Source organism: Microvirga terrae (genome assembly GCF_013307435.2).
GTDB lineage: Bacteria > Pseudomonadota > Alphaproteobacteria > Rhizobiales > Beijerinckiaceae > Microvirga > Microvirga terrae.
Map to the genome: position 1 here is coordinate 174,967 of NZ_CP102845.1, position 17,068 is coordinate 192,034.

18 protein-coding genes are annotated in these 17,068 nt (G+C 67.7%); 16 read left to right on the plus strand and 2 right to left on the minus strand.

Annotation, left to right across the window (positions count from 1 at the left end):
• Window positions 1–170 precede the first annotated feature (170 nt).
• The 12 genes from fabI (at window position 171) to olsA (ending at window position 12,002) form a co-directional block, all read left to right on the plus strand.
• Window positions 171–1,001: an enoyl-ACP reductase FabI gene (gene fabI, locus HPT29_RS00795; protein WP_285892601.1), complete on the plus strand. Its 831-nt coding sequence runs from the start codon at window positions 171–173 to the stop codon at window positions 999–1,001.
• A 366-nt stretch (window positions 1,002–1,367) separates the two neighbouring features.
• Complete coding sequence (locus tag HPT29_RS00800; protein ID WP_173948788.1) at window positions 1,368–3,944, plus strand: bifunctional diguanylate cyclase/phosphodiesterase; 2,577 nt, start codon at window positions 1,368–1,370, stop codon at window positions 3,942–3,944.
• Window positions 3,945–4,052: 108 nt separating this feature from the next.
• Window positions 4,053–4,679, plus strand: coding sequence for a thioredoxin domain-containing protein (locus HPT29_RS00805; protein ID WP_173948787.1), 627 nt, complete (start codon window positions 4,053–4,055; stop codon window positions 4,677–4,679).
• Window positions 4,680–4,880: 201 nt separating this feature from the next.
• Window positions 4,881–6,404, plus strand: a complete 1,524-nt coding sequence (gene murJ / locus HPT29_RS00810) for a murein biosynthesis integral membrane protein MurJ (protein WP_173948786.1) — start codon at window positions 4,881–4,883, stop codon at window positions 6,402–6,404.
• A gap of 201 nt (window positions 6,405–6,605) precedes the next feature.
• The gene (trpS, locus tag HPT29_RS00815; RefSeq protein ID WP_173948785.1) at window positions 6,606–7,646 is read left to right on the plus strand and encodes a tryptophan--tRNA ligase; all 1,041 of its coding nucleotides are present in this window, start codon (window positions 6,606–6,608) and stop codon (window positions 7,644–7,646) included.
• Between the two features lie 82 nt (window positions 7,647–7,728).
• On the plus strand, window positions 7,729–8,226 hold the full coding sequence (locus HPT29_RS00820; protein ID WP_173948784.1) for a universal stress protein: 498 nt from the start codon (window positions 7,729–7,731) through the stop codon (window positions 8,224–8,226).
• A 174-nt stretch (window positions 8,227–8,400) separates the two neighbouring features.
• Window positions 8,401–8,961 carry a NifU family protein gene (locus HPT29_RS00825; RefSeq protein ID WP_173948783.1) on the plus strand — a complete coding sequence of 187 codons (561 nt, stop codon included), beginning with the start codon at window positions 8,401–8,403 and terminating at the stop codon, window positions 8,959–8,961.
• Between the two features lie 68 nt (window positions 8,962–9,029).
• A complete protein-coding gene (locus HPT29_RS00830) occupies window positions 9,030–9,218 on the plus strand; it encodes a nitroreductase family protein (protein WP_173948782.1) in 189 nt (62 codons plus the stop codon).
• 216 nt (window positions 9,219–9,434) lie between these two features.
• Window positions 9,435–10,118, plus strand: a complete 684-nt coding sequence (gene tsaB / locus HPT29_RS00835) for a tRNA (adenosine(37)-N6)-threonylcarbamoyltransferase complex dimerization subunit type 1 TsaB (protein WP_173948781.1) — start codon at window positions 9,435–9,437, stop codon at window positions 10,116–10,118.
• Between the two features lie 11 nt (window positions 10,119–10,129).
• Complete coding sequence (locus tag HPT29_RS00840) at window positions 10,130–10,615, plus strand: GNAT family N-acetyltransferase (protein ID WP_173948780.1); 486 nt, start codon at window positions 10,130–10,132, stop codon at window positions 10,613–10,615.
• Window positions 10,616–10,665: 50 nt separating this feature from the next.
• A complete protein-coding gene (locus HPT29_RS00845; protein WP_210272225.1) occupies window positions 10,666–11,121 on the plus strand; it encodes a Fur family transcriptional regulator in 456 nt (151 codons plus the stop codon).
• Window positions 11,118–12,002, plus strand: a complete 885-nt coding sequence (olsA, locus tag HPT29_RS00850) for a lyso-ornithine lipid O-acyltransferase (protein ID WP_173948779.1) — start codon at window positions 11,118–11,120, stop codon at window positions 12,000–12,002. Before HPT29_RS00845 ends, olsA begins: the two co-directional genes overlap by 4 nt.
• On the opposite strand, the gene gcvA is transcribed toward olsA, so the two are convergent.
• The gene (gene gcvA, locus HPT29_RS00855) at window positions 11,894–12,826 is read right to left on the minus strand and encodes a transcriptional regulator GcvA (RefSeq protein WP_173948778.1); all 933 of its coding nucleotides are present in this window, start codon (window positions 12,824–12,826) and stop codon (window positions 11,894–11,896) included. The two genes, olsA and gcvA, sit on opposite strands and share 109 nt — an antisense overlap.
• A gap of 121 nt (window positions 12,827–12,947) precedes the next feature.
• On the opposite strand from gcvA, the gene HPT29_RS00860 reads away from it, so the two are divergent.
• Entirely contained in the window at window positions 12,948–13,187 is a 240-nt protein-coding gene (locus HPT29_RS00860; protein ID WP_173948777.1) for a DUF1127 domain-containing protein, read from the plus strand.
• A 19-nt stretch (window positions 13,188–13,206) separates the two neighbouring features.
• Window positions 13,207–13,890 carry a glutathione S-transferase family protein gene (locus tag HPT29_RS00865; protein ID WP_173948776.1) on the plus strand — a complete coding sequence of 228 codons (684 nt, stop codon included), beginning with the start codon at window positions 13,207–13,209 and terminating at the stop codon, window positions 13,888–13,890.
• Window positions 13,891–13,921: 31 nt separating this feature from the next.
• Here the strand turns inward: HPT29_RS00865 and HPT29_RS00870 are convergent, their stop codons facing one another.
• Complete coding sequence (locus HPT29_RS00870) at window positions 13,922–15,091, minus strand: MFS transporter (protein ID WP_173948775.1); 1,170 nt, start codon at window positions 15,089–15,091, stop codon at window positions 13,922–13,924.
• Window positions 15,092–15,204: 113 nt separating this feature from the next.
• Between HPT29_RS00870 and HPT29_RS00875 the strand changes: the two genes are divergently transcribed.
• The gene (locus tag HPT29_RS00875; RefSeq protein WP_173948774.1) at window positions 15,205–15,540 is read left to right on the plus strand and encodes an ArsR/SmtB family transcription factor; all 336 of its coding nucleotides are present in this window, start codon (window positions 15,205–15,207) and stop codon (window positions 15,538–15,540) included.
• Window positions 15,541–15,648: 108 nt separating this feature from the next.
• Window positions 15,649–17,007: a tRNA (N6-isopentenyl adenosine(37)-C2)-methylthiotransferase MiaB gene (gene miaB, locus HPT29_RS00880; RefSeq protein WP_173948773.1), complete on the plus strand. Its 1,359-nt coding sequence runs from the start codon at window positions 15,649–15,651 to the stop codon at window positions 17,005–17,007.
• The last annotated feature ends 61 nt before the right edge of the window (window positions 17,008–17,068 follow it).

Genomic DNA, 17,068 nt, shown 5'->3' on the forward strand with positions numbered 1-17,068 from the left:
TGGGTCCGATGCTCTACCGTCATAAACCTGAGACAGCTCCATGCGATGCCCCGACCGACCCAAGGGGACCTCGCATGGACACGCTGACTCATACCGACATTCCGGCTCGCGATGCACACTTTCATAACAATTGGCGTCGCACCATGGAGCCGATGCATAGGGGGACCCAAGTGACCGGTCTGATGCAAGGAAAGCGCGGCCTCATCATGGGCGTCGCCAACGACCATTCCATCGCCTGGGGCATCGCCAAGACCCTGGCCCAGCATGGGGCGGAGCTCGCCTTCACCTACCAGGGCGAGGCCCTGGGCAAGCGGGTCGCTCCCCTGGCGCAGTCGCTCGGCTCCAGCCTCGTCGTTCCCTGCGACGTGGAGGACATCGCCTCCGTCGATGCGGTGTTCGAGACCCTGGACCGGCAGTGGGAGAACCTCGACTTCGTCGTCCATGCGATCGGGTTCTCCGACAAGTCGCAGCTCAAGGGCTCCTATGTGGACGTCACCACCCGCGAGAACTTCTCGCGCACCATGGTGATCTCCTGCTTCTCCTTCACGGAAATCGCCCAGCGCGCCGCCAAGAGGATGAAGAACGGCGGATCGCTCCTGACCCTGACCTATGGCGGCTCCACCCGGGTCATGCCCAACTACAACGTCATGGGCGTGGCCAAGGCGGCCCTTGAAGCCTCCATGCGCTACATCGCGTCCGATCTCGGCCCCCAGGGCATCCGCTGCAACGCGATTTCGGCCGGTCCCGTGCGCACGCTTGCCGGCGCGGGCATCTCGGACGCCCGCCTCATGTTCACCTACCAGAAGGCCCACGCTCCCTTGCGCCGGACGGTAACCATCGAGGATATCGGCGGCTCGGCCCTGTACCTGCTCTCGGATCTCTCCAACGGCGTGACCGGCGAGATCCACTACGTGGATTCCGGCTACAACATCATCTCGATGCCGCGCCCCGAGGTGCTCAAGGCCCAGGATGCCGCGGGCGTGACCGGGGAAGAGGGCTGAGGCTCTCGAGCGCATCGTGCGGACCCAGAGGGCCGCGTCAGCGAAAAGTGGATCCGGTTTTCCGCCGCAAGCGATGCGCCCGCTAAGAGTGGAGCATCGCTTGTGGCGGAAGGGCTCCCGTTGGCGCTCCCGCCTCCGGCGCTCTTCCCCTCGGACGCCTTCTTAACCTTACCTGTAAAGCATCAGTTGAAAGCAGCTTCTCCAGCCCGCTGGAGAGGACGGCTCGCGCCATTCGGCCTGATGGACAGGGCTCACAATATAGGCCAAGAATTTATTCGATATTTGCGGCATCCTGGTTGCCCTATGCATTGGAATGAAGACGTCGGACTCGCCTCGGCACTTGAGACATCTCGGGAAGATTTGCTCATGACGCAGAGGAATAACCCGAGCATCGACGATAATTTGTATCAATATGCCTTCGCCCTGAGCCGGCAGATTCCCTGGCTGGCGGATCGGGACGGGAAGGTCATTCAGGTCGGGCCCGGCTGGGCCGAGTGGATCGGCCTGCCGCCCGAGCAGCTGATCGACAATGGTTGGGTGAAGCTGGTCCACCCGGACGACCTGCCCCGCCTGCTGCAGTCCAGGCGCGAGAGTCTCGCCAGCGGATCGCCCTATCAATGCGAGTATCGGATCAGGACGGCCGACGGCACCTACCGCTGGTGCCGCTCCAGTTCGGCCGCCCAGCGCGACGACACCGGGGCGATCGCCTTCTGGTACGGCACCACGGAAGACATCCACAACCGGAAGGAGGCGGAGCTGGCCCTCCAGGGTCACGCCCGTGTACTGGAGATGGTTGCCGCCGGCCAGGCGCTCGGCGACATCCTGGCCGCACTCTGCCGGCTGGCGGAAGCGCAGCTTCCCGGCGCGAGATGCTCGGTCCTGCTTCACGATCCGGAGCATGGGCGGCTTCGGCATGGCGCCGCCCCCGGCCTGCCGGCCGTCTACAACGCCGCCGTCGACGGCTTGAGGATCGGTCCGGCGGCGGGATCCTGCGGAACGGCCGCTCACACCCGCAGCAGCGTCATCGTGACCGATATCGCGTCGGATCCCCTCTGGGCCCCCTGGCGCGAGCTCGCCCTGTCCCACCACCTCCGCGCCTGCTGGTCGAAGCCGATCGTCTCCCGATCCGGCGACGTGCTCGGCACGTTCGCCTCCTACTACGACGAGCCCCGCACCCCGACCTGCGACGAGATGGAGCGCATGGAAGCCGTTCTGCATCTGGCCGCGCTGGCCCTGGAGCGGCGGCGGGACGACGCGGCCCTGCGTGAAAGCGAGGAACATCACCGCCACTCCGTGGAGCTCAACCCTCAGATTTCCTGGACGGCCGACCCGCAGGGCCATCTCCTCGACGTCTCCTCGCGCTGGTGCGATCGCACCGGCATGGGCATGGGCGACGCGCTCGGATCCGGCTGGACCCGGTCGCTTCATCCGGACGACCTGCCCGTCACCCTGGATCGATGGTCCCGTTCCTTGGCGACGGGCCAGGACCTCGACGTGGATTATCGCCTGCGCATGGCGGACGGGACCTATCGCTGGTTCCGCTCCCGGGCGGCGGCGCGGCGCGCCGGGGACGGGGCCGTGATCCGCTGGTACGGGACGGTGGAGGACATCCACGACCGCAAGCTCACGGAGGAAACCCTCCGCTGGGCCGCCCACCACGACGATCTCACGGGCCTCGCAAACCGCAGGCTGTTCCGCGAGCGCCTGCAAGAGGCGCTCGACGGGACCTCCGGTTCGCCCCGGGCGACAGGCCTGCTGGTGATGGACCTCGACCACCTCAAGCAGATCAACGACCGGTTCGGTCACGATGCCGGGGACGCTCTCCTGAAGGAATTCTCCCAGCGCCTGCGCAGCGTCGCAGGCTCCGCGGACACGATCGCCCGACTGGGCGGCGACGAGTTCGCCGTCATCCTTCCCGAGATCGCCGGAGAGGGCGACGTGACCCGCGTGGCCGCGGCCATCCTGGCCCGCATGCAGGAGCCGCTGAAGCGGAATGGCAAGCTGCTGGACTGCCGCACCAGCATCGGAGGCGCGGTCTCGGTCGGCACCGGCATGAGCCCGGAAGAACTCCAGAAGCAGGCCGATCTGGCGCTCTACCGCAGCAAGACCTCCGGACGAGGCTCGTTCAGGATGTTCGTCGCGACCATGCGCGAGGAGTCGCAGCGGACCGCCTCGGCCCTCGACGTGGCGGCGCGGGCGGTGGCGTCGGACTGGATCGTGCCGTTCTATCAGCCGAAGGTGATGCTGGCCACGGGTGCGCTGAGCGGGTTCGAGGCGCTCCTGCGCTGGCATCATCCGGACAGTGGAATCCAGTCCCCGGAAAAGATCGCGGCCGCCTTCAACGACACCGAGCTCGGTACCGCCATCGGCGAGCGCATGCGCTCACGCATCTTCAGGGACATCCGCGGCTGGCTCGATTCGGGCCTCGACGTCGGCCGCATCGCCATCAACGTGTCGGCCGCCGAGTTCCGGCGTGACAACTATGCCGAGCGCGTGCTCGACGACCTGAGACGCATGGAGGTGCCGGCCCGCTGCCTCGAGGTGGAGGTCACCGAGAGCGTGTTTCTCGATTCCGGCGCCGAATTCGTGGAGCGCGCCCTGCGCGCCCTGTGCGGGGAGGGTGTGACGATCGCGCTCGACGATTTCGGCACCGGCTACGCATCGCTGTCGCACCTCAAGCGCTTCCCGGTCGATGCGATCAAGATCGACCGGACCTTCGTGGGCGGCCTGGAGACCGATGCGGACGATGCCGCCATCGTCCGGGCGCTCCTGAGCCTCGGCCGCAATCTCGGCATCGAGGTGGTAGCCGAGGGCGTCGAGACCGCCTTCCAGGCCACCCTCCTGCAGCGCATGAGCTGCGATCTCGTGCAGGGCTATCATTTCGGCCGCCCCATGCCGGCCCGGAACGTGCCGTCCTTCGTCACCTCGTGGGCGGGGGTGTGAGGAGCGTCACGGGCGCCCCGCTTCACGTCCGCGCGAGAAAACGAACCTTGGCCTTGCCAGCGCCATGATCAACCGGCACGAGAGGCTCTCCCTACGTGAGTTCCGTTCATGATCCTGTCCCGCCGCGTCGTTCTCGCCGGCCTTGCCCTGTCCGGCACGAAAGCTCCCGCCCTCGCGCAAGCCGCCCCGGAGCCGCAGCTGATCCCGGTAGAGCTGATCGAAAACGCCCTGAGCCTGCCCTCGGCCGTGCGCCTCGGCCACCCGCATGGCGACGTGATCATGGTGGAGTATTTCGACTACAACTGCCCCTGGTGCAAACGCTCGGCGCAGGCGCTGCCCGATCTGCTCAAGGCCGAACCCGAGCTCTCCTACGTGCTGGTGAACTTCGCCGTGCTTAGCCCGCAATCGGTCGCCGCCACCCGGGCGGCCCTGGCCTATCTGCGGCTCTACGGACCCGAACGCTATCTGCCGCTGCATCTGGCCTTGTTCTCCTTGCGCGGCACGGTCGACGGACCGCGCGCATTGGCGGCGGCCGAGCGCCTCGGCGGCGACACGAAGCGCATGACGGAGCTTGCCGACAGCGAGACGACCACCGGCTGGATGAAGGACGCCTTCGCGACCGGCAACGATCTCGGGCTCGTCGCGACCCCGTCGTTCCTGATCGGCACGGAGGCCTATATCGGCGGCATGAGCCTGGAGCAGAAGCGCGACGCGATCGCCCGGGCGAGAGGGTAACGCACGATGCTTCCTCCATGTCACGTCATCACCGGCCTTGGGCCGGTGATCCCGATGGGTTGAAACGCCGCGCCTGTCCGTCTCGGGATGGCCGGCACAGGGCCGGCCATGACGGAGAGGTCGCACCGGGCTGCACCCCTCCTTCCCAACCGGCCGCAGGGAATGTTGCGGCCCGTGGGATGACCCGCTAAGCCCCGGGGCATGTCGCTCATCCGCTCCTCGCTCCTGGTCGGCCTCGGCTCCGTGGCCTCGCGCGTCCTCGGCTTCGTCCGGGACATGCTGTTCGCCCAGGCCCTGGGCGCCGGGCCCGTGGCGGATGCGTTCCTCGCAGCCTTCCGCCTGCCCAACCTCGTCCGCCGCACCGTCGGCGAGGGCGGGCTCAACGCGGCCCTGATCCCGGCCCTCGGGCGCCTGGAGCCGGACGAAGCCGCCGTCACGGCCGGCGACGTGCTGGGCGTGTTCGGGCTGGCGCTCGTCGGGCTCACGGCCCTCGTGGAGCTCGGCGCGGGCGCGCTGGCCCTCCTGCTCACGCCGGGGCTGCACGACGATGGCGGAACCCTGGCCCTGGTGGCGCTCTATACCCGCCTGGCCTTCCCGATCGTGCCCTGCGCGGCGCTCGCGTCCATCGGGGCCGCCATCCTGAACCTGCACGCACGCTTCGTCGCGACGGCCCTCGCGCCGCTCGCCGTCAACGGCAGCCTGATCCTGACACTCGTGGCCCTGGAGGCCGGTTCGTCCCTTCCGCTCTCGCAGAAGGCCGCCTGGCTCGCCGGGGCATCGAGCCTCGCGGGCCTGATCCAGCTCGCCCTCGTGACGGCGGCCCTGCGGAGCGGCCGTGTCCGGCTCGTGCGCCTGCGCAGGCCGCGCTGGTCGCCGCTGCTGAAGAGCCTCCTGCTCGCCGGCTTTCCCGTGCTCGCGGCGAGCGGGGCCGTGCAGCTCTTCCTCCTCGCCGCCACCCAGATCGCCTCGTTCTGGCCCTCGGGCGTCTCCTGGCTCTACTACGCCGAGCGGGTCATGCAGCTGCCGCTCGGGCTGATGGCGGCCCTTGGGTCGAGCCTGCTCCTGCCGGAACTGGCCCGCCGCCATCGGGCCGGCGAGATCCAGGCCGTCGTGGCGGCGCAGAACCGGGCGATTGAAGTCTCCCTGATGCTCGCCCTGCCGGCGAGCGCCGCCCTGATCATCCTGGCCGGTCCTATGAGCCGCGTGCTGTTCGAGCGCGGCGCGTTCGGATCCTCCGACGCGGAGGGCACCGCCGTCGTGCTCATGGCCCTGAGCGTCGGCCTGCCCTTCGCCACCGCCGCCAAGGTGCTGAGCCAAACCCTGTTCGCCCGCGGCTCCCTGAAGGCCGCCGTCGCGGCGGCGGGCTTCGGCCTCGCCGTCACGGTCGTGGCCGCCCTGGCGCTCGCCTGGCCGTTCGGCCCGGCCGGGATCGCCCTGGGGGTCAGCATCGGCTGCCTGGGCCATGCGGCCGCCGTGGCCTTAGGCCTTCGCCAGTTCGGCCTCTGGTCGCCCGACCGGGCCCTGGCGGCGCGGGTGATGCGGATCACCGTGGCGGTCGCCGCGATGGGCCTCGCGCTCGCGGCCGCCATGCGTGTCCTGCCGCAGATCGGCACCCTGTCCCTCACGGCGCTGTGCCTGGCAGGCCTCGCGGTCTACGGCCTTGCCGCCGTGGCGACCGGCGCCCTGACCCGCGACGACTGGGCCGCGCTCACGAAACAATCGTGAGAGCCGGAAAAATCACGAGAACCCGAAAAAATCACGAGAACCCTTGCATCGTGGCACGGCCCTGTCATAAGGCGCGCCTCGATGGAGCGATCGGAGGCGGAAGACCTTCGGACCGCTCCATGACAAACGGTCAGACCATATCTGGGGCGGTTGACTGTCAGGCCTGAAACCTGCACCTGCCCTCAGTCGGAGTTCAAGTCGATGGCGCAGTTCAAGGAGCTGGTGTTCTCGGGCGTTCAGCCCACCGGCAATCTCCATCTCGGGAATTACCTCGGCGCCATCAAGCGCTTCGTCGCCATGCAGGAGAACTTCGACTGCATCTATTGCGTCGTCGACATGCACGCGATCACCGTGCCGCAGAACCCGGCCGACCTCACCCGCCAGATCCGCGAGGTGACCGCCGCGTTCCTGGCCGCCGGCATCAACCCTGAGCGCCACATCGTGTTCAACCAGTCCCAGGTGCCGCAGCACGCGGAGCTCGCCTGGGTGTTCAACTGCGTGGCCCGCCTCGGCTGGCTCAACCGCATGACCCAGTTCAAGGACAAGGCGGGCAAGGACCGGGAGAACGCCTCGGTCGGCCTCTACGCCTATCCGGACCTGATGGCGGCCGACATCCTGGTCTACCGGGCCACCCACGTGCCGGTGGGCGAGGACCAGAAGCAGCATCTGGAACTGACCCGCGACATCGCCCAGAAGTTCAACAACGACTGGGCGGAATCGATTGCCGCGAACGGTTTCGGCGATGCCTTCTTCCCGCTGACCGAGCCGATGATCCAGGGCCCCGCCACCCGCGTCATGTCCCTGCGCGACGGCTCCAAGAAGATGTCGAAATCCGACCCGTCCGATTACTCGCGCATCAACCTGACCGACGATGCCGACACCATCGCCCAGAAGGTGCGCAAGGCGAAGACCGATCCCGAGCCTCTGCCGAGCGAGGTCGAGGGCCTGAAGGCCCGGCCCGAGGCCGAGAACCTCGTGGCGATCTATGCGGCCCTCATGGACACGACGCCGGACGAGGTGCTGCGCCAGCATGGCGGCTCGCAGTTCTCCGGCTTCAAGGCCGCCCTCGTGGACGTGGCGGTGACGAAGCTGTCGCCCGTGGCCGACGAGATGCGCCGCCTCATGGGCGATCCTGGCCATATCGATGCGGTGCTGGCGGACGGTTCGGCCCGGGCCCGGGCCATCGCGTCCGTGACCATGGACGCCGTTAAGGACATCGTCGGCTTCGTGCGCGCGCGCTGATGGTCGGGCTTGCTGCTGATGGTCGGGCTTGCTCTTGCCGTGACGGCAGGGCAGCATCGGTGCTGATGCAGGAGAGCTGGCAGTGAGCGGCAAACGTCGGTCCTACGAATCGGGCCACCGCCCGAAATTCATGGTGGTGGTCGACCAGACTCCGGAATGCGCCCGGGCGGTCCATTTCGCCTCGCGGCGAACGGCCCGCACCGGCGCCAGCATGATCATGCTGGCCGTCGTGGATCCGCCCGACAATTTCGAATGGCTCGGCGTCGGCGAGGCGATGATCGAGGAGGCGAGCGAGGAGGCGCAGAAATGGCTCGATGCCGCCGCCCGCGAGGCCCGCAGCGCCGCCGGCGTCGATCCCGAGCAGGTGATCCGGGTCGGCGTTCGGGCCGACGAGATCATGAAGCTCATCAACGAGGATGAGGACATCTCCTTCCTGGTGCTGGCCGCGGGCAGCGCCAAGGAGGGGCCGGGCCCCCTGGTCTCGACTCTTGCCGGCCGCTCGGCGGCCTCCTTTCCGGTTCCGATCGTGATCGTGCCCGGCAGCTTGACCGATGAGGAGATCGACGCGCTGGCGGGCTGACCTTCGCCCGCTGCCGCGCGCGGCCGGATCCTGCAGCCCGGACATGCCGCTCGGACACCCATTCCCCCTTGGAATCCACCGCGATCCATTCCACATTGGAAGTGGAACCTGTTAGAACGATTCTAACACCCCTACTCGGCCGGCCTTGAACCGGCGCAGAGGACGAAAGAAGCGATGTTCATCCAGACCGAAGCGACCCCCAATCCCGCCACCCTGAAGTTCCTGCCCGGCCGCGTCGTGATGCCGGAAGGCACGTTCGAGGCGAAGACGCCCGAGCAGGGCGAGATCTCGCCCCTCGCCGAGCGGCTCTTTTCCGTCCCGGGCGTGACCGGCGTGTTCTTCGGCTATGACTTCGTCACCGTCACAAAGGCGGACGGCGAGTGGCAGCACCTGAAGCCGGCAATCCTCGGTGCGATCATGGAGCATTTCATGACCGGCGCGCCGCTCTTCGCCAACGGCTATGGCGCCACGGACGAGGACGGCGAGGAATTCTTCGACGATGCCGATGCGGCCACGGTCGAGACCATCAAGGAGCTGCTCGAAACCCGCATCCGCCCGGCGGTGGCGGGCGACGGCGGCGACATCACCTTCCGCGGCTTCAAGGACGGCACCGTGTACCTCGTCATGAAGGGCGCCTGCTCGGGCTGCCCGTCCTCGACCGCCACCCTGCGCCACGGCATCCAGAACCTGCTGCGCCATTTCCTGCCGGACGTGCGCGAGGTGCAGGCCGTCTGATCGGACCTTCGGAATTCAGCTCTCGAAGCGCGGCTGCCCTGGCCGCGCTTTTTCTTTGGAGCCTCCCGTTGCCCGCCCTGCCCGATTCCGCTCTCGACCGGCTCTTCCGCCACGCCCGCACCCATCGCTGGTGGCAGGACCGTCCGATCCCGGACGAGACCCTGCGTGCGGTCGCCGATCTCGCGAAGCTTGGCCCGACGAGCGCCAATTTCTCGCCCGGCCGCTCCGCCCGCGAGGAGTTCTGCGCCATCGCGTGATGCGCAACGGCGATAAACCGGCAAGAAACTGGCAAGAAACCGGGTTCCCTCCTCTCCGACTCATGCTCTAAAGCATCGGACCCAAAAGTGGACTTGCACTTTTGGGATGAATCCGATGCTTTCTTCTTGAACGAGAGCATCGGTCAACACGGAAAACCGGATCCACTTTTCCGTCCGATGCTCTAAAGAATGGCGCAGACCTGACGGAGACGAAAGTTGCGCGTCCTTGCTATCGATACCGCCCTCGGCGCCTGCTCGGCCTGCATCGTGGAAGCCGGGCAACTTGTGCCGCTGGCCGCCGAGACCATCCCCATGGACCGCGGCCATGCCGAGGCCCTGATGCCGCTGCTCGACCGGCTCTCGGCCCAGGTCGAGGGCGGCTTCGAAAGCTTGGACCGGGTCGCCGTCACGGTCGGGCCCGGCAGCTATACGGGCCTTCGGGTCGGCATCGCGGCCGCCCGCGGCATCGGCTTGGCGGCCGGCATTCCCGTCGTGGGGGTCGCGACCCTGTCGGCCTTCCTGGCGCCCCTGATGGTGGGCGACCGGCGCGGGCTCTTCACCGCGGCGATCGACGCCAAGCACGGCCACATCTACATCCAGGCGATCGCCCCGGGCGGGCGTACGATCATCCCGCCGGGCCTCATGACCTACCGCGATGCGATCCGGCTGCTCGGATCCGGCCCGATCCTGGTCGCCGGTTCCGCATCGGCCATGCTGGCGGCCGAAGCCCGCGCCCAGGGAGTCGAGGCGCATATCAACGACATCGCGGGCTTTCCCGACATCGCCTGGGTGGCCCGCCTCGGCGCGCTGGCCGACCCGAACCAGGCCCTGCCCAAGCCCCTCTACCTGCGCGAGCCCGACGCCAAGCCGCAGGACGGGGCCCGTATCGCGAGACAGTGAGAATTCTCGCGATGAGCATTCTCGACCGCTTCATCCATCCACCGGCCCCGCGCATCGAACCCGTCGGGACCGAGGCGGCCGCCCGTCTGGCGGCGATCCACGCCTCGGCCTTCGCCCGCGGCTGGAGCACGCTCGATTTCGAGCGCCTGCTCGGTGAGCGCGGAGTCGTGGCGGACGGCCTCTTCCTCGGGCGCACGGCCAAACCGGTGGGCTTCACCCTGTCGCGGATCGTGCTCGACGAGGCGGAGATCATCACGGTGGCGATCGCCGCGGAGGCGCGCGGCAAGGGCCACGCCCGCCCGCTCCTCTCCCGCCACCTCGACGAGCTCGCGCGCCGGGGCGTGGCCCGCGTGCATCTGGAGGTCGAGGACGGCAACGCGCCGGCCCTGGCCGCCTACCGTCGCCTGGGCTTTCGAGACATCGGACGGCGGGACGGCTATTATCAGAAGGCCGATGGAACGAGGGTGGCCGCGCTTACCATGGCCCTGGACCTATAGCCCGCTTCGCGTCCCTCGCTTATAAGCCTCCGCAAGGAGTCACTCGAGCCTTGGTCACACGCAACAGCACATCCGCCAAAACGCGCCGGTCGGACGCCATCGAGCGTGCCTGCCGCGACAAGGGCCTGCGGATGACCGGCCAGCGCCGGATCATCGCGCAGATCCTCGATTCGGCCGCCGACCACCCGGACGTGGTGGAGCTGCACCGGCGCGCCGCCGAGGTGGACGACCGCATCTCCCTGTCCACGGTCTACCGTACGGTGAAACTCTTCGAGACGGAGGGCATTCTCGAGCGGCTCGATTTCCGCGACGGACGCTCGCGCTACGAGCAGGCCGCGCGGGAGCACCACGATCACCTCATCAATCTCGAGACCGGCGACGTGATCGAGTTCCGCTCGGAGGAGATCGAGGCGCTGCAGAACGAGATCGCCAAGCGGCTCGGCTACAGGGTCGTCTATCACCGGCTCGAGCTCTATGCGGTGCCGCTCGACAAGGACGATGCGTGACGAAACCCAGCGTCGTCTTCAGGCTCCTGCTGCTCGGCCTGTGCAGCCTCGTGCTCGTACCCTGGCAGATGCTGGCTCTGCGCTTCGGATGGTCGTCGATGCTGCACCGGCTGCCGGTGTGGTTTCACCGGGCACTGTTGAAGATCTTCAACGTGCGCGTCATCGAGCGGGGAACGCCGCCGACCGATGCGCCGACCATCGTCCTGTCGAACCACGTCTCCTGGCTCGACATTCCAGTGATCGGATCGCTCCATCCCCTCTCCTTCATCGCCAAATCCGAGATCGAAGGCTGGCCCGTGGTCGGCCTGTTCGCGCGGCTTCAGCGCTCGGTCTTCATCGACCGCCAGCGCCGCAAGGCCACCGCCGAGGTGAACGACGCGCTCGCCCACCGCCTGGTGAAGGGCGAGGTGATCGTCCTGTTCGCGGAGGGCACCACGAGCGACGGCAACCGTCTCCTGCCCTTCCGCTCGTCCCTGGTGGGCGCCGCCCAGACGGCCCTCATGCACGACAGCGTCGAGCGGGTGTTCCTCCAGCCGCTCGCCATCGCCTATACCGGCCGCAACGGCCTGCCGGTGACCCGGCGCGAGCGCCCGTTCATCGCCTGGTACGGCGACATGGATCTCGCGCCCCACCTCAAGCTGTTCGTCCAGGGCGTCCCGCTCGACGTGGTGGTCACCTGGGGCGAGCCGATCCCGTTCAACGGCAACCGCAAGCAGGCGACCGCCTCCGCCGAGGCCGAGGTACGCCGTGCCTTGAAGGGGCTTGAGGCCGTTCACCCCCGCGTCGCCTCCACGCCGGACGCTTTCGCCTCCTCCATCAGCCAGGCCCGGAAGGCCGCCAGAGCCGGACGGTCGGCGGTGGCCTCGGGGCAGACCACGTAATATTGGTAGGCCCCCTTCACCTGCTGCGGGAAGGGCTGAACCAGGCGCCCGGCCTGCAGATAGTCGCCGATCAGCACGTTGGTGGCGAGGGCCACACCCTGACCGGACGCGGCGGCCTGCAGGCAGAGATAGGTGTGGGTGAAGCGCGGGCCGCGGGAGGTGTCGACGCCCGTGACGCCGAGAGCCGCGAGCCAACGGTCCCAGGTGGTGTAGTCCGGCACCGCTCCGACGGCCTCGTGAATGAGGGTATGACGGCGCAGGTCCGCGGGCTCCCGCAAGGGCCGCTCCGGATCGCCCAGAAGGCCCGCGCTGCACACCGCGAAGAAATATTCGTCCATCAGCAGGTCGGTGCGCAGGCCCGGATAGGCGCCTTGGCCGAAGCGGATCGCGATATCCACGTCCTCCCGGGCAAAATCGGTGAGCTGCATCGAGACCGAGACCCGGACGTCGAAATCCGGATACCGAGCCTGGAAGGATCCGAGCCGGGGGATGAGCCAGTTCGACGCGAGGCTCGGCATCGCGCTGACCGTGATGACATGGGAGGCTTCCGGGCGCAGGGCCTGGGCGGTGGCATGGTCGAGCCGATCGAGGATGTCCGACAGGGAAGTGGCATAGGCCTCGCCCAGGGGTGTCAGCGCCACGCCGCGGCTCGGATGACGGACGAAGAGGGGACGCCCGAGCCACGCTTCGAGCGCCTTCACCTGCTGGCCCACGGCGCTCGCCGTCACGGCGATCTCGTCGCCCGCCTTCTCGAAATTCAGGTGGCGGGACGCAGCCTCGAAGGCGCGCAGGGCGTTCAGGGGTGGCAGGCGTCGGCGGGACATGGCGGATCCAGGGATTTTGCCCAAGTTTTGCTTGGGCGACGCGCAAGAAGTTCTCGTTTGCTTATAACCTATCATGGGAGCACATTTCTCTTCAATGCAACGCCATTGAAGGAGACCCGCCATGGCGATCGGACATGCCACAGTAAATCTTGGGTTTCACAGCCTTGGCCGTGAGCACAAGGGTGCCCTGCTTCAGCTTCTGCTCAAGGTTGAGGCCTGGCTCGACGCACGCAGGAACTCCAGGGTCCTGTACCGGATGGACGACCGGGAGCTTGCCGATATCGGGTTGTCGCGGGCCGATGTGGAAGGCTTGAATGTCGATCGCTGGCAGGATCACCTGCCGGCCGCGTTCAGCCGATGACATCCCGAAAGGCACCCCGATGAAGATCTATTCCGGCCCCGTGAGCCTCTTCTCCCGCAAGGTCGAGATCGCCCTTCACGAGAAGGGGCTCGCGTTCGAGCAGATCCTGGTGCCGTTCACGCAGACCGCCGGCTACAGCCCGAAGAATCCGCACGTCCTCGCGGTCAATCCCAAGGGACAGGTCCCGGTGTTCGTGGACGGGGATCTGTCCCTCTACGATTCGACGGTGATCCTCGAATACCTGGAGGACGCCCACCCGGATCCGGCACTCTATCCGGCGTCTCCGGCAGAACGGGCCCGGTGCCGGCTCTTCGACGTGTTCGGCGACGAGGTCATGCTGGCCCCGTTGCGCTTCCTGATGCACCGGACCGAGCCGAAACCCGACGATCTCGAGCGCTGGAACGCCAAGGAAGCGAAGGCCCGGGAGGCCGAGGCGGCCCTGGCCGGCCATTTCGCCGAAATCGACCGGGCGCTCCAGGGCCGGGACTATCTCTGCGACGCCTTTTCGGCCGCCGACATCGCGGTGTTCATGCCCGTCTTCTGGACCCGCCGCCTCGGCGGCCCGTCCCTGAAGGGTCACGAGGCCCTGGCCGGCTGGTATGGACGGCTCGGCGCCCGCCCGGCCTTCGCGAAGGTCGTGTCCGAGATCCTGGCCGCCGATGCCGCATTGTCGGCCCCGGTCGAGGGCGCCTTCGGCGATTGAGGGAGACAGGCGGCCCTCAATCTCCTGCCGGTCAGGCCGCCGGAAGTCCGGCCGGCCGTAACCGTCCCGCACGGACCAGGACGAGCGCCGTGACCAGGAAGAGAGCGGCCACCCAGCCGAGATCACCCACGGTCGCATAGCGCAGCACCAGCCCCCCGATGAACGAGCCGAGCGCCACGCCGAAATACAGGGCCGAGCCGTTGAGCGAGAGGGCCAGCGGGGCGCTGCCCGGCGCGATCGCCAGGATCCGGCTCGCCTGGGCGGGCGGAAAGGACCACGACATGACGCCCCAGGGAAAGAGGGCGCCGAGGAAGGCCGGCCCCGCCCACCCGTCCGGCAAATGCCCGAGGAGCGTGAAGAACAGCATCATGCCCGTGTTGAGAACGATGGCGATCGTCACCATGCGCTGCGCGCCCCAGCGGTCGGCCATCTGCCCGCCGAGATAGTTCCCCAGGGCGGCGCCGCTGCCATAGACCAGCAGCACGGTGGGCAGTAGGGACCGGACGAGCCCGGCGGCCTGCAGCGTCATGGGTGCGATATAGGTGAAGATCATGAAGCCCGCCGTCATGTAGAGCAGCGTCGTCGCCAGGGCGGTACGGATTCCGGGCTGCGACAGGACCGCGAACCGGCTCCGGAGCGACATCCTCGTGCCGCGCAATCCGCCCGGCAGCATGAGACGGATCGCCAGGGCGGCGATCACCCCGGCCAGGGCGATGCTCGCATAGGTGCCCCGCCAGCCGGCCCAGCCGGCGACGAACGCGCCCAGAGGCGCCCCGAACGCCACGGCGAGGGATGTTCCGCCGACCACGATGGCGATCGCCCGCGCCCGATGGTCGGCGTGGGAGATCGCGACCGCGGTCGCCTGGGCGGTCGCGGCGTAGAGCCCGGCCGCGCAGGCGATCACGATCCGGGCGACGAGGAGAACCGCATAGGTATGGGCGAAGGCGGCGCTCAGGGCGCCGGCGGCGAAGACCACGGCGCTCGCCGTGAGGATCGTGCGCCGGTCCCGGTCGGCGGTGAGCGCCGTCAGGACCGGCGAGGCGGTCGCATAGACCAGCGCGAAGGCTACCACGAGATATCCGGCTTCGATCAGGGTCACGCCAGTATCTTCGGAGATCTGCGGGAGGAGCGACGCGATGACGAATCCCTCCGCCCCGATGGCGAAGGTGCCGAGAGCCAGCCAGAAGAGGCGCTTGTTCATGGTCCACCCGGTTTGTTCAACGATTATTGAACAATTGAACCTCCGGCCCCCGCGTGTCAAGGATTAGTTCAAGATATGTTGAACTACGGGCAAAAACCCTTATGTTGAACGGCATGACGTCTCTTCCCCATCCCCATGCCGATCAGATCGAGCTGGCCCATGTCCTGTCAGCCCTCGGCGATGAGACGCGTCTCGCCATCATCGGGCTTCTGGCCCATGGTGAGCAGGATGCGATGACCTGCAGCCAGTTCCTGCATCTCGGCTCCAAGACGGGGTTGAGCTATCATCTGGCCAAGCTGCGCGAAGCCGGGCTGGTCAGGGTCCGGCCCGAGGGCACGAAGCGCATGATCAGCCTGCGGCGGGCCGACCTCGACCGGCGCTTCCCGGGTTTCCTCGATTCAATCATCGCCTGCCAAGCCGGTCGGCCGAAGCCGGAACCGGAGGCTTAACAGGAGCGCCGCAAGCGGTGTTGTCTCTGTCACAGCGGCAACTCTCTTCTCTTGCCGGCCCAAAGCGCTTAAAGACGGGGCTCCACCCTTTCACCACAGGCCGACCTCGTGAAAAAAGTCTTCGTCAAATCCTATGGCTGCCAGATGAACGTCTATGACGCCGAGCGCATGGCCGACATGCTGGCGTCCGAGGGCTACAGCGAAACCGCCGCCATGGAGGAGGCGGATCTCGTCATCCTCAACACCTGTCACATCCGCGAAAAGGCCGCCGAGAAGGTCTATTCCGAGCTCGGCCGCGTGCGCGAGATGAAGAAGGAGCGGGAGGCGCTCGGCCAGGAGACCAAGATCGTGGTGGCCGGCTGCGTGGCTCAGGCCGAGGGCCAGGAGATCCTGCGCCGCGCGCCTGCCGTCGACGTGGTGGTGGGTCCGCAGAACTATCACAACCTGCCGCGGCTTTTGAAGAAGCCGCGGTCCGAGCGCGTGGTCGACACGGAATTCCCGATCGAGGACAAGTTCGACCACCTGCCCAAGCCGTCGAGGGCGGCGATCCGGAACCGGGGCGTGTCGGCGTTCCTCACCATCCAGGAGGGCTGCGACAAGTTCTGCACCTTCTGCGTGGTGCCCTATACCCGTGGAGCGGAGGTGTCGCGGCCGGTGGCCAAGATCCTGGACGAGGCTCTGCGGCTGGCCGATGCGGGCGTGCGCGAGCTCACGCTGATCGGGCAGAACGTGAACGCCTATCACGGCGAGGGCCCGGACGGCTCCGTCTGGTCGCTCGGCCGCCTGCTGCACCGTCTGGCCGAGGTGCCGGGAATCGCACGCCTGCGCTACACCACGAGCCATCCGCGCGACATGGACGACGAGCTGATCGCCGCCCATCGCGACCTTTCCGCCGTGATGCCCTACCTGCACCTGCCGGTGCAGTCCGGCTCCGACCGCATCCTCGACGCGATGAACCGCCGGCACACCAGCGACGAGTACCGCCGCCTGATCGCGCGCATCCGCGAGGCGCAGCCCGATCTCGCCCTCTCGTCCGACTTCATCGTCGGCTTCCCGGGCGAGACGGATGCGGAGTTCGAGGAGACCATGCGGCTCGTGGCGGATGTGGGCTTCGCCAGCTCCTTCTCGTTCAAGTACAGCCCCCGCCCCGGCACGCCGGCGGCCGAAATCGACGCGCAGGTTCCCGAGCCCGTGAAGGCCGAGCGTCTGGCGCGGCTGCAGAATCTGCTGGAAATGCAGCGACAGGCCTTCAACCACGGAACCGTAGGCCAGACCCTCGACGTTCTCTTGGAGAAGCTGGGTCGTCATCCGGGCCAGATGGCGGGCAAGTCGCCCTATCTGCAGGCCGTGCAGATCGAGACCGACCGTCACGCCGTCGGAGAGATCGTGACGGTGCGGATCACGCGGGCCGGCTCGAACAGCCTGTTCGGGGACTGGGTCGGTCCCGGCAGCCAGGCCGCCGCCTAGAGTATCGGCCCCAAGAGTGGACCCACTTGTGGGATCGGATCCGATGCTTCTTATCTTGGCT

Excerpts from the sequence above, each read along its gene's own strand:
- HPT29_RS00800 (WP_173948788.1), top strand. The coding sequence starts at position 1,368 with ATGACGCAGAGGAATAACCCGAGCATCGACGATAATTTGTATCAATAT.
- HPT29_RS00805 (WP_173948787.1), top strand. The coding sequence starts at position 4,053 with ATGATCCTGTCCCGCCGCGTCGTTCTCGCCGGCCTTGCCCTGTCCGGC.
- murJ (WP_173948786.1), top strand. The coding sequence starts at position 4,881 with ATGTCGCTCATCCGCTCCTCGCTCCTGGTCGGCCTCGGCTCCGTGGCC.
- trpS (WP_173948785.1), top strand. The coding sequence starts at position 6,606 with ATGGCGCAGTTCAAGGAGCTGGTGTTCTCGGGCGTTCAGCCCACCGGC.
- HPT29_RS00825 (WP_173948783.1), top strand. The coding sequence starts at position 8,401 with ATGTTCATCCAGACCGAAGCGACCCCCAATCCCGCCACCCTGAAGTTC.
- HPT29_RS00840 (WP_173948780.1), top strand. The coding sequence starts at position 10,130 with ATGAGCATTCTCGACCGCTTCATCCATCCACCGGCCCCGCGCATCGAA.
- gcvA (WP_173948778.1), bottom strand. The coding sequence starts at position 12,826 with ATGTCCCGCCGACGCCTGCCACCCCTGAACGCCCTGCGCGCCTTCGAG.
- HPT29_RS00860 (WP_173948777.1), top strand. The coding sequence starts at position 12,948 with ATGGCGATCGGACATGCCACAGTAAATCTTGGGTTTCACAGCCTTGGC.
- HPT29_RS00865 (WP_173948776.1), top strand. The coding sequence starts at position 13,207 with ATGAAGATCTATTCCGGCCCCGTGAGCCTCTTCTCCCGCAAGGTCGAG.
- HPT29_RS00870 (WP_173948775.1), bottom strand. The coding sequence starts at position 15,091 with ATGAACAAGCGCCTCTTCTGGCTGGCTCTCGGCACCTTCGCCATCGGG.
- HPT29_RS00875 (WP_173948774.1), top strand. The coding sequence starts at position 15,205 with ATGACGTCTCTTCCCCATCCCCATGCCGATCAGATCGAGCTGGCCCAT.